Annotated in this window: 14 protein-coding genes; 2 read left to right on the forward strand and 12 right to left on the reverse strand. The window is 43.8% G+C overall.

Annotation, left to right across the window (positions count from 1 at the left end; all coding sequences use genetic code 11):
• Positions 1-30: 30 nt before the first annotated feature.
• The 4 genes from TCA2_RS00185 to TCA2_RS00200 form a co-directional block, all read right to left on the reverse strand.
• On the reverse strand, positions 31-1,110 hold the full coding sequence (locus tag TCA2_RS00185) for a lactonase family protein (RefSeq protein ID WP_047909556.1): 1,080 nt from the start codon (positions 1,108-1,110) through the stop codon (positions 31-33).
• A 15-nt stretch (positions 1,111-1,125) separates the two neighbouring features.
• Entirely contained in the window at positions 1,126-1,575 is a 450-nt protein-coding gene (locus TCA2_RS00190) for an OsmC family protein (RefSeq protein WP_047909557.1), read from the reverse strand.
• Positions 1,576-1,722: 147 nt separating this feature from the next.
• Positions 1,723-2,850, reverse strand: coding sequence for an NADH-dependent flavin oxidoreductase (locus TCA2_RS00195; RefSeq protein ID WP_047909558.1), 1,128 nt, complete (start codon positions 2,848-2,850; stop codon positions 1,723-1,725).
• 295 nt (positions 2,851-3,145) lie between these two features.
• Positions 3,146-3,820 (reverse strand): SOS response-associated peptidase, encoded by a 675-nt coding sequence (locus TCA2_RS00200; protein WP_047909559.1) that lies wholly within the window; start codon positions 3,818-3,820, stop codon positions 3,146-3,148.
• Between the two features lie 212 nt (positions 3,821-4,032).
• Between TCA2_RS00200 and TCA2_RS00205 the strand changes: the two genes are divergently transcribed.
• A complete protein-coding gene (locus TCA2_RS00205; protein WP_047909560.1) occupies positions 4,033-4,698 on the forward strand; it encodes a hypothetical protein in 666 nt (221 codons plus the stop codon).
• A gap of 125 nt (positions 4,699-4,823) precedes the next feature.
• Here the strand turns inward: TCA2_RS00205 and TCA2_RS00210 are convergent, their stop codons facing one another.
• The 7 genes from TCA2_RS00210 to TCA2_RS00240 all read right to left on the reverse strand — a co-directional run bounded on the left by TCA2_RS00210 (position 4,824) and on the right by TCA2_RS00240 (position 10,842).
• On the reverse strand, positions 4,824-5,288 hold the full coding sequence (locus TCA2_RS00210) for a hypothetical protein (RefSeq protein WP_047909561.1): 465 nt from the start codon (positions 5,286-5,288) through the stop codon (positions 4,824-4,826).
• A 60-nt stretch (positions 5,289-5,348) separates the two neighbouring features.
• Positions 5,349-5,819, reverse strand: a complete 471-nt coding sequence (locus TCA2_RS00215; RefSeq protein ID WP_047909562.1) for a hypothetical protein — start codon at positions 5,817-5,819, stop codon at positions 5,349-5,351.
• 164 nt (positions 5,820-5,983) lie between these two features.
• A complete protein-coding gene (locus TCA2_RS00220; protein ID WP_047909563.1) occupies positions 5,984-6,421 on the reverse strand; it encodes a GNAT family N-acetyltransferase in 438 nt (145 codons plus the stop codon).
• A 30-nt stretch (positions 6,422-6,451) separates the two neighbouring features.
• Positions 6,452-6,895 carry an N-acetyltransferase gene (locus TCA2_RS00225; protein ID WP_238546249.1) on the reverse strand — a complete coding sequence of 148 codons (444 nt, stop codon included), beginning with the start codon at positions 6,893-6,895 and terminating at the stop codon, positions 6,452-6,454.
• A gap of 155 nt (positions 6,896-7,050) precedes the next feature.
• The gene (locus tag TCA2_RS00230) at positions 7,051-7,647 is read right to left on the reverse strand and encodes a GNAT family N-acetyltransferase (RefSeq protein ID WP_047909564.1); all 597 of its coding nucleotides are present in this window, start codon (positions 7,645-7,647) and stop codon (positions 7,051-7,053) included.
• 162 nt (positions 7,648-7,809) lie between these two features.
• Entirely contained in the window at positions 7,810-9,378 is a 1,569-nt protein-coding gene (pruA, locus tag TCA2_RS00235; RefSeq protein WP_047909565.1) for an L-glutamate gamma-semialdehyde dehydrogenase, read from the reverse strand.
• Positions 9,379-9,522: 144 nt separating this feature from the next.
• Positions 9,523-10,842 carry an MFS transporter gene (locus tag TCA2_RS00240; protein WP_081872127.1) on the reverse strand — a complete coding sequence of 440 codons (1,320 nt, stop codon included), beginning with the start codon at positions 10,840-10,842 and terminating at the stop codon, positions 9,523-9,525.
• A gap of 153 nt (positions 10,843-10,995) precedes the next feature.
• On the opposite strand from TCA2_RS00240, the gene TCA2_RS00245 reads away from it, so the two are divergent.
• Positions 10,996-12,738 carry a sigma-54-dependent Fis family transcriptional regulator gene (locus tag TCA2_RS00245; protein ID WP_047909566.1) on the forward strand — a complete coding sequence of 581 codons (1,743 nt, stop codon included), beginning with the start codon at positions 10,996-10,998 and terminating at the stop codon, positions 12,736-12,738.
• A gap of 137 nt (positions 12,739-12,875) precedes the next feature.
• Here TCA2_RS00245 and TCA2_RS00250 read toward each other — a convergent pair whose 3' ends face one another.
• Positions 12,876-13,790, reverse strand: coding sequence for a proline dehydrogenase family protein (locus tag TCA2_RS00250; protein WP_047909567.1), 915 nt, complete (start codon positions 13,788-13,790; stop codon positions 12,876-12,878).
• Positions 13,791-13,793 lie beyond the last annotated feature (3 nt).

A 13,793-nucleotide genomic window follows, 5' to 3' on the forward strand; every position in this document is an offset into this window, starting at 1 on the left:
TTGTACCGTACGTATTGCCAGCAGAACAGATTATAGATAAACCGGCCATACACAAACCGGCTTCGGAGATGTGATCTGTTTGCCTGTGTAACTCAATTGCCCCTTCTCCGTGTCTACCTGGAAGAGTACAATATTGTTGCTGTCACGATTTGCTGCAAGCAGCTGATCACCCGCAGGTGTCAAGGCAAAGTGACGAGGATGCCCGCCCTCAGTTGAAATATGCTGCACCGTGCTCAGAGTACCGTCCTCAGAGATCGCATATACTACGATACTGTCATGTCCGCGATTGGAGCCGTACAGGAATCGTCCATCCTTGGAAACCGTAATTTCCGCGCAAGTGTTCTCCCCAGCGAAGCCTTCTTCAGGCAGTGTGGACAACGTCTGTTGTTCGGTCAATGCGCCTGCTTCTGCCTCATATGTAAAGAAAGTAACGGTAGAATCCACTTCATTAATTACATAAGCAAACTTTGCATTCGGATGGAAGACGAAATGTCTTGGACCCGCTCCCGCATGTGTGCTTACTTCACGATGCAGTACCAGCTTATGCTGATCACGGTCAATCGTGTAGACATATATTTTATCTAGTCCAAGGTCCTGAACCATAATATACTTACCATCCGGTGAGAAAAATGCGGAATGCACATGCGGCCGATCTTGACGCTCTGGATGAGCTCCCTTACCGGAGTGCTGTTTGGAATCTACCATCTGTCCTACACTGCCATCATCATTCAGCGATACAAGACTTACTGCTCCGCCGTGGTAACTAGATATGAGCAAATACTGATACTCAGGGTCTATTTGCACATGACAGGTTGGAGCAATAGCGGATGGAGTACGGTTAATAAGCGTAAGCTCGCCTTGCTCTGGGTGTATTGCATAGGCCAGCACTTCCCCGGCCTTCGTTCCTTCTGCCGTCGTTATTTCTCCAATCGCATACACACGCTGATGTTCGGTATCGACTTGAAGAAAAGTCGGATTCTTCACTCCGGATGTCTCAGATAACAGAGTAAGCTCGCCTGCTTGTTCATTGAATGCATAAACATGGATACCAGGGTCGCTTGCTTCCGAATAAGAACCCGTAAATACGAGAAGTCGAGATTGTGCTGTCATTTTGTAACTTCCTCCTTAATTGTCTGCTATTTGTACAATAGGCTCTGTCTGTATAAGTACGTTCCCAGCTACAGCTCTTGAGATCATACAGGAGCTTTCTGCCTTGTGTGCAATACGAATCGCTTTATCCATATCGTCCTGCGTCGCTGTTGACGTTAAAGTCACCACAGGAGCATGCTTAATCGCTTCGTAGGTAAAGATGTTATTGGTTACATCCACTGTCGCTTCAGATGTCAAAGTAAGACTCTCTGTTTCCAGGGACGAACGCTCCAGCATAGCTGCGAGTGTAATAAGATAGCAAGTTGCTGCAGCGCCAAGCAGCATTTCATCTGGATTGGTCCCAACTCCAGGTCCGCCCATTTCCTTCGGGATGGAGATCTGTGTCTTTAACTGACCCGCTTCAATGGTACCATCGCTGTTCCTTCCGCCATTCCAGACGGCATTAAGTATAAAGGGATGCTTCATAATCTGTAACCTCCAATCCTTCCTATCATACCATAGCCTGTCTATAGAAGATCAATAACGAGACTGAACACATGAACAGCCGGGAGGACTCGTGCAAGAGTCTTTCCCGGCAGTTCATAAGCAACTTCTTAAGTATTAACTATACGATTACTCTGAGTCCACGACAGGGAACCATCCAGGTACATTCATGATCATATTCCATAGTGGGTCAGGAATAACCAGTCTTTCCTGGTCCAATTTCGTTAAGTTAACCGCTATATGCTCTTCATTGCCTGATTCAATCTTCTCCACCCAATCAGGTTCAATGATCAGCTCACGTCCGAGTGCGAGCAGCGGAACTCCCGTCTCAAGAGCTGCCAAGGCTTCATCTGGAGTGTGAATTTGTCCAACCCCAATTACCGGAGCTTTGCCGCCAACACGTTCCAGAATCCATTCCATTCTAGATTTCGAATCATCTGCTCCTCTTCTCGGCTTCGACCAGAAGTCATTCAAGGATACATGGATATAATCCAAGTTCTTCTCTTTAATTGCATCTAGCAAAATAAAGGTCTCCTCCATCGTCAAACCCGGAGTTTCCGGCTCCTCAGGAGAGAAACGGTATCCAACCATAAACGGAGTTTTGGCATGCTCTCGAACGGCTGCCTGCACGCTGTCTATTACTTCTAGCGGAAAAGTAAGCCGTTGATGTGCATCTCCTCCGAAGCGATCTTCTCTTCGATTGGAATGAGGGGACACAAATTGTTGAATGAGGTATCCGTTAGCCCCGTGAATTTCCACACCGTCAAATCCGGCAGCAATCGCACGGCGTGTCGCTTCACCAAAATCTTGAATGATGCTCTCGATCTCGGATTCAGCAAGTTCTCTAGGCATCGGTGAGCCTGGTCTTTCACTTGCGACCGCACTTGGTGCTACAACATCTCCACCGACAGCATCTGGAGGGCATAAACGACCACCATGGAAAATTTGCAGTACTGCTTTGGCACCTTGTTCCTTAATGGAATTTGCCAGCTTGGTCAGACTCGGTATAAAGGAATCATCTGTTGATGAGAATTGGCCTACGAACCCTTTTCCATTCTCGGTCACGTAAGTAACTGCTGTGACCACCATTCCGGCTCCTCCAGAACGACGTGCATAGTATGCAAGCTCTGCATCGGATACGGTGCCATCTTCATTCGAGGACGAATGCGTCATTGGTGCCAGGACAATTTTATTTTTCAGAATAATGCCATTCGGTAAAGTCACTTTCTCAAAAATCGGACTATATTTGGGATTCATTCTATTCCACTCCTTTAATCTATATATATTTATATTCGTAAGATATAAAGAGCTAATAAACTACAAGTACCTTACTGAAACAATTATAGTAACTTGAATATATTCTTTCAAGCTGCTTCGGTCCTGCACTGAGGTAACTTGAAACCATCTAATGGACTATGCCTTCGACAATTTACTTAATATTTGTTGATCTATGCTTCTCTTACCCTCAATAAGGATATTTAAAAGACGAAAGTCCGACCCACATCACAAATGCAGACCGGACTCTTTAGGTTCAGTGTATCGGCGAAAAGTATTAATTCTTAACCAGCGCTCTCTGCATGTCCACTTCCTTGACACATTCCAGTGAATCATGATTATCATTGAAGGCAAGCGGAGTCACAGGATATACATCCATTAACGTTTCTTGAAATGATCTGATCATCGGCAGCATTCGATGCATTTCGGTCATCTTCGGATCGAGCCATGCATCGATCTGATCTGGCGTAAGTATGGCCGGCATGCGGTGATCAAATTCACGAATGGTCATGTTTGCATCCGACATCAGCATCGTACAAGTTCGGAGCGGCTGCTTCCTAGTATCCTTCCATACCTCGTACAATCCGGCAATGCCGAACATGGAGCGATCTGGCATAACCACCCGTACCGCATACCTGCGCTTGCCATCCTGACGCCAATAATAAAAACCATTGCAAGGTATGACACAGCGTCTTTGTTCCACCATCTTGCGGTAAGTCACATTCTCACTAACGGACATTAAGTCGGCATTAACAGCATCCTTGCCCCAAAAAGGAATAAATCCCCAGCGATACTCATCCATGATACGTTCTCCATCCTCATAGAGAATAATCGGAGCATGCTGTGTCGGACTGATGTTATAACGGTTCTTGTAATAGTACATAACTCGTTGTATCCCAAAGTGATCACGCACCTCATCTAGATCTGCGGCCAGTGAATAACGTTTACACATCTCTGTCTTCCCTCCCTGTATTTTCCTATATCATTTGTGGCGTTAGGGAAATTTATACATGAAATTTACAGATAATGATCATCATTTGAAGTATGCTGTAGAAATGGATATGCAGCCATGGTATTAAAGGGTTTCAGGATGAACAGATCATGGTAAATAGGAAATGTTAAGCAAACCTACCAATACATAATTTTAGTAAGGAGCGAAGCGGATTGGATTTTTGGATATACTCGATCATCAGCATGATTTATATCATCCTCTTCTTATGGATGGCGATCGATCTCTCACGAACGAGGAGGTGGTTTCGCTACCCATTGTTTCTTCTCCTCGTTACATTCAGCCTTGCTTACGATAACGGCATCATAGCTGCAGGAGAGGCAATAGGCGAAGGAGATCTGCTAATGACGCTGAGCAGTCTTCGTTTTTGGCTGCATGCTTTTGTTACGCCTACACTTGTCTTGATTGGGTATTATATTCTGCAGCGCTCAGGTGTAAGATGGGGACGAAGCATGGCTACACAGATCAGTGCCTGGCTGATTACAGCCGGCCTCATTATTTATCAGATCATAGTCTCAACGCTGGCCGAAGTGCAGCATCTTACTCTCACGGAAGAGTATGGTGTTATGAGATATAGCGCAGAGGGCCAGGCAGGTCCGCCTATAATGGTTATCATTGTGGGCATGATTCTGCTCGTCATAGGTATCCTTGTCCTCGTGAAGCAAAAATGGGCTTGGCTCCTTGTTGGGACGGCTCTGCTGTTTATCGGGCAGCTAATTCCTATTCCCATCGAAAGCTCGGCGGCAACCAACATATTTGAATTGATTCTAATTCTGTCCATTTGGCTCACCCTTCGGCATCAGGATCGAAATCCAGCATAGTTCATGTCATGAACTATTCAGCGAGTAAATTATGACATGTTATATTTAGAATTAAATGTGCACAAAAAAACTCTAAATCTGCATTCAGCCGATTTAGAGTTTTTTCGATTGGATATTCGAGAAGATCACAGTGTCCATATTCGCTTCGTAAGTACAGGGACGCTAAACTTATCTCCCCACTCATGAATCGTTTCGAACGCATCCTCTGCATCCGTGCCATCCGATATTCGGTAAACATTCATGACAGGTACAATCCGGCGTCCTTTTGGTTTAATTGCGATAGAAGGACCATAGAATTCTTCAATAATAATGGATTTAATATCCTCCGGTTGATATATACGATCACCGATCTGCAGCTTATGATTAACGAGCTTAAATAGTTTGGGCTTCTTGGACAGCTGTAGAAGAAGGATTATAATTTCAAATGCAAGAACGGCGCTATACAGAATAAACGGGATCGTAAGCAATTCTCCGTCCTCTGACAGATTAACTAGGCCCAATAAGAGCGTAGCGACTCCAAATATCACTAAAGTTCGGAATCTTTTTCGATGGCTGACCATGAACTCGGGTGTGGGTTTGAATAGCTGCATGAACTTTCCCCTCTCATTATCGGTAACCTTATAAGTAATCATAATCGATCTTAGATCAATCTAATATCTGAAATTCCCTCTCTTCACCGGGATTTGATGCCGCTCAGCCATCGCCTTGATCTCTTTCATAATCATATCTTCCTGCTTCTGATCCTGGAATTTAATTCGCATGTACATAGGCGTTCTCTTCTTGTTAAACAACTGTAATCCAACACATGGATTAAAGTAACCTCTAACAATAATGAACTGAATCTCAGTAGCAGTGAATTGATGCGGCCCGACTCGATAAGAGTCTGGAAGCACTTCGAATGCGACTGGCTTCCATGGCTTGTATTTAATGAAATACCAAGCCATCATGATAAGGTAGTATAAACATAACAATATGTAAAAAGAGAATATCCAAAAAATTTCCGATTCTCTACGTAAGCTAGAGACAAATACCTGAGTTTGGAGCGCTATTAAAATAAGAACGAATATAACTCCTGATGTATCCTTAGGACGATGAACCATGTGGACTTTGCCTGATTCCATGAGCTTCAGCCCTCCTTCAGTTAACTATTGATCCGCGGATAAATACAAACTGAACATTCCATAATATGACATTCCTGCTCTATATCGTAACTGAGATACTTTTGTACTGTCAATGCACACAAAAAAAAGAGCACCCTTATAAAGGTGCTCCGCCTTACCTGACTTCATTTCAGAAATTTTCTGAAGCCTTCCACATGCTCTTCACGATAGCCCATTGATTCATACATTCGGTGAGCCTCGACTCTTTGTCCGCCGGATACGAGAATGATATAGCTGCAGTTCTGCTGTCTCGCGATCATTTCAATCTCATTCATCAGCTTTCGGCCGATGCCTTGTCTTCGAATTTTGGAGGATACTACGACATTTTCGATCACCATGAACGGCTCACACTCGCCAATCAGATCTTTACACAGGATTCCCATCAACGACCCTGCAAGCTCATTCTCATAAAAAGCACCCAGCACATAATAGCTCTTATCTTCAAGCAGCGTTTGATAAGTCTCTTCCATCTTCGCCAGGTTTGTACTGACACCGATCAGTTCTTCGTACAGCTCTGCCAGCTGCGGCAGATGCTTCATTTCAATTTGCTCAATATAGACCATGCTACTCCCTCTCTCTTGTTCATGTGCCTTTTATAATTTTTTCTTCAAAAAATATTGCTTGATTTCCCCGGGAAATAAATCGTTAATGCCGTATACCTCATATCCATGCTTCTCATAGAACGAAGGCGCTTGATACGAGAAGGTCGACGTATGTGCAAACAAGCAGCCTAACTCTCTGCCTCTGCGCTCCGCTTCATGCAGCATCTGATGCCCGAATCCCTTGCTCCGATAGGCTTCAGCAATCCAAAATACATCAATGTATAGTCCATATAACCACGTCTCGCAAAATATTCCCCCGACCACTTCTGACGCTTCGTTTTTCAAATAGAGATGAATACTGTCACCAGGCTCTTTCAGCAATCCACCAGTTGCTCGCATATTATATCCATGCAGCTTACGGCAAATGTCTTCATAGTCCGTAACAACCTCTCTATCCGTAGATAAACACATATTGTCAAAATAAATGTCTGCCACAAGCGCTATCCTCTCTCAGCTAAGTTTTATTTCTCGGGTAATCGCAGAATCAGCATAAGTTTGACAAATACTTGTCTGTTTTTTGTCAAAAGCTATAGCTTACTGTAGATTGGTTGATCTATTCGTCTGTTTTCAAGTTTCCGTCTTCCAGCTTATTAATCTCGGCCTTCGAGATCACGTGCATAGGCGGTCGACTTCGTACGCTGTACTAATGTATCATATTCGCTCTTTAGAATACTCATGTGAATGATATCATTGTATTTCCCATTTCGATAAATCTTCTGCCTCGCTCTACCTTCTTCTACAAAGCCGCATTTCTTATAGCAATGAATTGCCGCATGATTGAAATCATACACTTGGAGCTCCAGCCGATTTAAATTCATCTCATTAAATACTAGATTTTGCAGCAATCGTATCGCTTCAGAGCCGAAACCTCTTCCTTGATCTTTCTTCGAACCAATAACAATCGCAAGCGAGGCCGTTCGGTTCTTCCAGGAGATATTTAGCACGTCAATCTGACCTATATAGTCGAGTGTATTCTGATGTGCAATGACAAAGCTCTTGTGTGTATCTGACCTGCCGTCCATCATCATATGTATGAAGTCTTCCGTCTTCTTTATACTTTGCGGATACCTAAATAAATCACTCAGAGTAGACGTAATATCCGGATCGTTAACCCAGCTTCGTATTGCAGATGAATCCTCCATTCGATATTCTCTTAGTACAATTCGTTCGCCAATAATGTGCCCCATCGCTAACACCCCTTTTCGTTTCTCTAACCTGCGTGTCCAGCCCTTCTAACACAGAAATCGTTCATGGGATTAAGGACCTGCACTACATCTATCCTTTATAACGGTCATTGTACTAAAAAAAAGATGACTTCGGAATATCCGAAGCCATCTTCATTCATTTAGCTACAGCTTCCTGGAGGTCAGCTTAGCTTGTGTGAACAAGAGCAGATAATCGTATCCTCCGGCCTTGGAATCCGTACCCGACATATTGAAGCCGCCGAACGGATGAGCTCCAACCAGAGCCCCGGTACACTTTCGGTTTATATACAGGTTTCCACAGTGCATCGTCTCCAGCGCCTCCTCAATGCGATCCTGGTCTGAGGAGAAATAGGAGCCTGTCAATCCAAACTCTGTATCATTATATATTTCAATTGCCTCCTTATAATCTGAAGCCTTGCATATAGCAAGAACGGGACCAAAAATTTCTTCCTTCATAATTCTCGCATCTGGTTTCACATCCGCGAATACAGTAGGCTGGATATAGTAGCCATTCCCTTCGGCCGGACTTCCTCCCGTTAGTAACGTTCCTTCGCCCTTGCCAATTTGGATGTAATTCAAGATTTTATCATAAGAAGCCTTATCAATGACCGGTCCTGCTGGATAATTCAGTTCTGGTAACCCGGCAGCAAGCTTCTCCGTCAGCTCCTTAACCTTCTCCACAACTTCATCATACACAGCTTCTACAATGATCGCTCTCGACCCGGCGGAACACTTCTGTCCCTGGAAACCAAAGGCAGAAGCAACAATGGCCTGCGCCGCTGCATCAAGATTCGCGGTCTCATCTACGACGATCCCATCCTTGCCGCCCATTTCGGCAATAAGCCGCTTGATCCAAATTTGGCCTTCTGACGTATCCGCTGCCTGCTTACTTATATGAAGTCCGACTTCCTTCGAGCCGGTGAAGCTGATAAATCGGGTCTTCGGATGAGAAGTTAAATAATCTCCTACTTCCGCTCCGCTGCCAGGTATAAAATTGATAACACCAGCTGGAAGACCCACCTCTTCCATAAGCGCAACAAATTTATGAGCTATTGCAGGCGTCGTCGAAGCAGGCTTGAGCAATACCGTATTTCCTGACACAACCGCTGCAGTTGTCATACCTACGCATATCGCCAGCGGGAAATTCCATGGAGGTATGATGACGCCAACCCCTAGAGGAATATATGTTAAGCGATTGTCTTCACCTTGCACCTTGGTTAGAGGCTGTATTTCATTAATTTGATCAATACGTAATATTTCACGTGCATAAAATTCAATAAAATCAATAGCTTCGGCTGTGTCTGCATCAGCCTCGGCATAGTTTTTACCAGATTCAAGAATCATAAGTGCCGAGAATTCATGCTTACGTTCCCGCATAAGAGTCGCTGCCTTGAATAGATATTCCGCTCGCTCTCTTGGAGGTACCCTCTTCCACGTTTCGAATGTGCTTACGGCAATCTGCATGGCTTCTTCTGCCAGTGGCTGATTCGCTTTACTCACATATCCGATGACTTCCCCTAAATTCCCCGGGTTGACCGAAGTAATTACCTCTTCAGTGAACACCTTCTTCTCACCGATATGGAGAGGGATATTTTGACCTAATTCAGACTTTACTTTGCTAATCGCTTTTTCCATCGCCTGCTTGTTCTCTTCCAAACTGAAGTTCACGAAAGGCTCATTGACAAAGGGACTGATATTCGCTGTCTTATTCACGTTACATATCTCCTCTCAATTTAAAACAATTATGTTATTTATTAACACTGTATCCATTTGGATTATACACTCAGCCTTACGATTTGTACACATCAAACAACTATATTGTTTAATGTGTACAAATTTAGACAACCCTTAAGCCTTCTAAATATCCAGCTCTGTATTCTTCTTCTCACGAGTTGCACTTACAGCAATTAGAGAAATTACACCTGTGAGAATGATATATAGCGCGACAGGCACCCAAGAATTGTTGAATTCACTTAACAGCCATGTAGCAATAAGTGGTGCGGTTCCTCCCGCAACAGCTGCACCGATCTGATATCCGAGGCTGACACCTGTATAACGCACCTTGGTACTGAATATTTCAGAAAACATTGTTCCCAGCACCGCTGTAACTGGAACCCAAACAATTCCTAGACCCAGAATTGTAGCCAAGATCATGAGAGCTATAGAGCCTTGAGACAACAGATAAAAGTATGGGAATGCATAGAGAATAATTGCAATTGTACCACCGACAAACAGCGGTTTTCTGCCTATTTTGTCAGACAACTTCCCTGCAAGCGGGATTAGGGCAGTTGCCACAAGAGCTGCAAGCAATACGGCATTGAGCACCGGTGAACGTTCATAGCCTAGATATGTTGTGCAATAGGCAACAACGAAGGTTCCAAATATATAGAATGGACCTGTCTCTACTACCTTGGCACCGACAGCAATTAGAACCGATTTCCAGTGGTAACGCAGCGTATCAAGAAGAGGTACACGGGAGGTTTCACCTGATTTTTGTGATTCTTTAAATGCAGGAGTTTCATCCAGACCGTTACGAATCCATAGACCGATGAAGACAAGGACAGCACTCATGATAAAAGGTACTCTCCAGCCCCAGGACATAAAGGCATCATCCGGAAGCAGGCTCATCAGGGACAACGCCAAAGTACCCATCACCATTCCAATCGTTACACCCATTTGAGGAATACTGCCGTAGAAGCCGCGATTGTTTTTACCAGAGTATTCAACAGCCAGCAAAAGGGCTCCGCCCCACTCTCCTCCGATGCCAAGTCCTTGGATACATCGCATCAGAATCAAGAGAATGGGTGCCCATACGCCAATCGCATTATAATCAGGCAAACAGCCAATCAGTACCGTAGATCCTCCCATTAAAGAAAGGGTCATAACTAATGTCTTCTTTCTCCCTACCTTGTCTCCGATATGACTGAATATGATGCCCCCAAGCGGCCGAATAAAGAACGGAAGCGCAAAGGTAAGATATGATAACAGCAGGCTGACTACTGCATCCTCGGCTGGAAAGAATAACTGGTTAAAAACAAGTGAAGCAGCCGTTCCATACAAAAAATAATCGAACCATTCGATAGAGCTGCCAATCAAGCTTGCAATTAATGCTCTGACAGATGTTTTTTTGCCCAATGCCGGATTCGTTCCTACAGGCTGTGTTTGTACATTCGCCATAGAGATATTCCCCCATTTTCATTTAATTGAACAGCAACATGTCTAACTCTAAACATCGTTTTATTTTGAACATACTATATTCTAATATCAAGTTGAAATATAAGTGATTCCCATGTAATATTTATACTAAATTACACAAAGTGAGAGGTTCTTATGTTCAATAATGAACAGATTGAATTAAATACCGATTATGTTGCAATGAATTTTGATCAAAACGTCAGCCAACTAATCCAGAATCTTGAGAATTCCAAAGCAGTTCATATTGAATGGAATGACCGTCATTATTTGTTTACAGCAAGTGATATAAGCCGTTTTTTAGTTAAGGAAGGACATCTCCAGGATTTACTATCTGAATGGTCCCCGTCACCGATCATCGACTTGGACAATCCACATTTCTCCAGAGGAGAATGGATATCTGATCTGCCTGATGATCTTGACCGTCCCATCCTATTTGTGAGTGAGTCAAATCAGATTACTGGATTCCTTTCCCTCTTTAACTTATTAAAGCAAATAGCTGCACAAAAGCACAAAGCAGAAGCTTATTTAAACTCTTTATTAGATACAGTAACCGATGCCGTTACAGCTGTTGATCGGAAAGGGACTGTAATTTGCTGGAATGAGACAGCTGTGAGTATTTATGATATTCCATACGAGCGAATAATGGGCAGAACGATCGGTGAACACTTTGATCCCGACTCTTTGATGCTGCTGCGGAGCATAGACGAAGGACGCATCATACGCAACATGTACCACAAATCTCGTGAAGGAACCCACGTCCTTATCAATGCTTCACCTGTTAAGGATTATAATGGTCAGATTATCGGCGGTCTCGCCTCTGAACAGGACATTACTCATCTAGTTAGGCTGAATGAAGAGCTCACTTCCGCTCAGGCGAGTATATTAGATACGCTTCCTCGCAAAGACGATCCCTTCAGTCATATCGATGGTCAGAGTCATAGCATTAGCAAAGTGGTCCGAATTGGCAAAAAGATGGCTGAATCCGATACACCTGTCATTCTGTATGGGGAGTCGGGTGTCGGGAAGGAACAGCTGGCAAAAGTCATTCATCTGGCAAGCCCGCGTGCTGAGCATCCATTCTTGTCCATTAATTGCGGTGCAGTACCTGTCGGCATGCTGGAGAGTGAACTATTTGGATTTGAAGGCGGTACGTTTTCCGGCAATAACCATTATGATCCTGGCAAGCTGGAGCTAGCTGATAAAGGAACGCTGCTCTTAAATGAGATTGACAAGCTTCCGATGGATGTCCAGGATAAACTGTATCATGCTTTGAAGAACCAGTCTTTCCGGCGTTATGGAGGACATACCGATATTCCGCTGAATACGCGTATTATCGGTGCATCGAAGCATAATCTGGAGGAGCTTGCTGCGAGCCAGAATTTCAGCTCCGAGCTATATTACACGCTCAGTATTGTGTCGATCCCTGTTCCACCTCTGCGTGACAGAATCGAGGACATTTCAATTTTGAGCACCATGTACTTACGCGAATTTTCAGCACAGTATCAAAAACCGATTCCTGTACTTACACCAGAGGTCATATTGGCTTTTTCTAACTATGCGTGGCCTGGAAATATCGCAGAACTTCGGGCTGTTCTTGAGCGGTGTGTTATTCTTGGAGAAGGTGATCAAATCAAGCTGGAGCATCTCCCCGATTCTTTTCTGGAACATTTCGGGGCCATAAGTGATGGGGAGCAAGTTCTGATAGAACATATACATTATGACAACCGGCTGAAAGCAAAAGTGTCTGAGACAGAAGAGAAGGCACTTATTGAAGAAGCTCTACATAAGGCCGCTGGTAACAAGAGTGTTGCTGCGAAATTGCTTGGCATATCACGAGGAACCTTATACAACAAAATGAAGAAACATTATTTAGAGTGAAAAATGATGGATTGGGGCAAACCGATGTTGTTATTCTCCGGGTTGCCCTGAATGATTTCACTTCATCGTATTAAACCTTTTCCGATCTACAACTCTTGATTGAAACATCCTAGGGCCAGGGTGTTATGAACATTAATTTACTTGAATAAATTTTTGAGTACAAACCACACATTTGCTGGCCGCTCTGCCAATCGTCTCATATTGTAGCCAAACCAGTCTCGTCCGTAAGGTACATATACACGAACCTTATACCCTTCCTTGACCAAACTCTTCTGTAAGTCCTCAGCAATCCCGTATAACATCTGAAATTCAAATCGATCAAGGGCATAGCCCTTCTGTGCCGCCTCTTCTTTCACATACTGAATGATGGCCTCATCATGAGTTGCAACAGCAGTATAATTTCCATTCGAAAGATGCTGGGAAATAAGCTTCTTATAGTTGTCGTCAACATCCTTCTTGTTAGGATAAGCCACCTTGGGCGACTCTTTATAGGCCCCCTTCACCAGTCTTAAATTGGCATCATATGGATTGAGGTCCTCCACATCTTGCTCCGTTCGATACAAATAAGCCTGGAGTACAATTCCTACATTATCAAATTTCTTCCGGAGATCTCGGTAGATGTCGATAGATACCTCGCAGTGAGCATAATCCTCCATGTCAATCCGTACAAAATTGTTATAACGCTGTGCGCATTCGAGAATTTGATTCATGTTATCCATGCATAGCTGCTTGTCAATATCAAGTCCAAGTGAGGTCATTTTTAAAGACAAGTTGGACTTAATACCACTGTCTGCAATGGCTTCCAAAGTCTCTATACACATCTTGGCTGATTCAAGCGCTTCTTCCCTCGTCGAGATAAATTCTCCTAAATGATCCAACGTAGCAACACGTCCATCACGATTCAAGCTTCTTACAGACTGAACGGCATCATGAATCGTAATTCCCGCAACAAACCGACTTGCTCCAAATCTTAAACCATACTTCTTCGCCATCTGATTAGCTGTTGGATTCTTGGCTAAGGCCTGAAAAAAATTTTTAAGCACGATTTCCATCCT

It is taken from the genome of Paenibacillus sp. TCA20 (assembly GCF_000732325.1).
Lineage (GTDB): Bacteria > Bacillota > Bacilli > Paenibacillales > Paenibacillaceae > Paenibacillus > Paenibacillus urinalis.

Excerpts from the sequence above, each read along its gene's own strand:
- TCA2_RS00185 (WP_047909556.1), bottom strand. The coding sequence starts at position 1,110 with ATGACAGCACAATCTCGACTTCTCGTATTTACGGGTTCTTATTCGGAA.
- TCA2_RS00190 (WP_047909557.1), bottom strand. The coding sequence starts at position 1,575 with ATGAAGCATCCCTTTATACTTAATGCCGTCTGGAATGGCGGAAGGAAC.
- TCA2_RS00195 (WP_047909558.1), bottom strand. The coding sequence starts at position 2,850 with ATGAATCCCAAATATAGTCCGATTTTTGAGAAAGTGACTTTACCGAAT.
- TCA2_RS00200 (WP_047909559.1), bottom strand. The coding sequence starts at position 3,820 with ATGTGTAAACGTTATTCACTGGCCGCAGATCTAGATGAGGTGCGTGAT.
- TCA2_RS00210 (WP_047909561.1), bottom strand. The coding sequence starts at position 5,288 with ATGCAGCTATTCAAACCCACACCCGAGTTCATGGTCAGCCATCGAAAA.
- TCA2_RS00215 (WP_047909562.1), bottom strand. The coding sequence starts at position 5,819 with ATGGAATCAGGCAAAGTCCACATGGTTCATCGTCCTAAGGATACATCA.
- TCA2_RS00220 (WP_047909563.1), bottom strand. The coding sequence starts at position 6,421 with ATGGTCTATATTGAGCAAATTGAAATGAAGCATCTGCCGCAGCTGGCA.
- TCA2_RS00230 (WP_047909564.1), bottom strand. The coding sequence starts at position 7,647 with ATGGGGCACATTATTGGCGAACGAATTGTACTAAGAGAATATCGAATG.
- TCA2_RS00240 (WP_081872127.1), bottom strand. The coding sequence starts at position 10,842 with ATGGCGAATGTACAAACACAGCCTGTAGGAACGAATCCGGCATTGGGC.
- TCA2_RS00245 (WP_047909566.1), top strand. The coding sequence starts at position 10,996 with ATGTTCAATAATGAACAGATTGAATTAAATACCGATTATGTTGCAATG.
- TCA2_RS00250 (WP_047909567.1), bottom strand. The coding sequence starts at position 13,790 with ATGGAAATCGTGCTTAAAAATTTTTTTCAGGCCTTAGCCAAGAATCCA.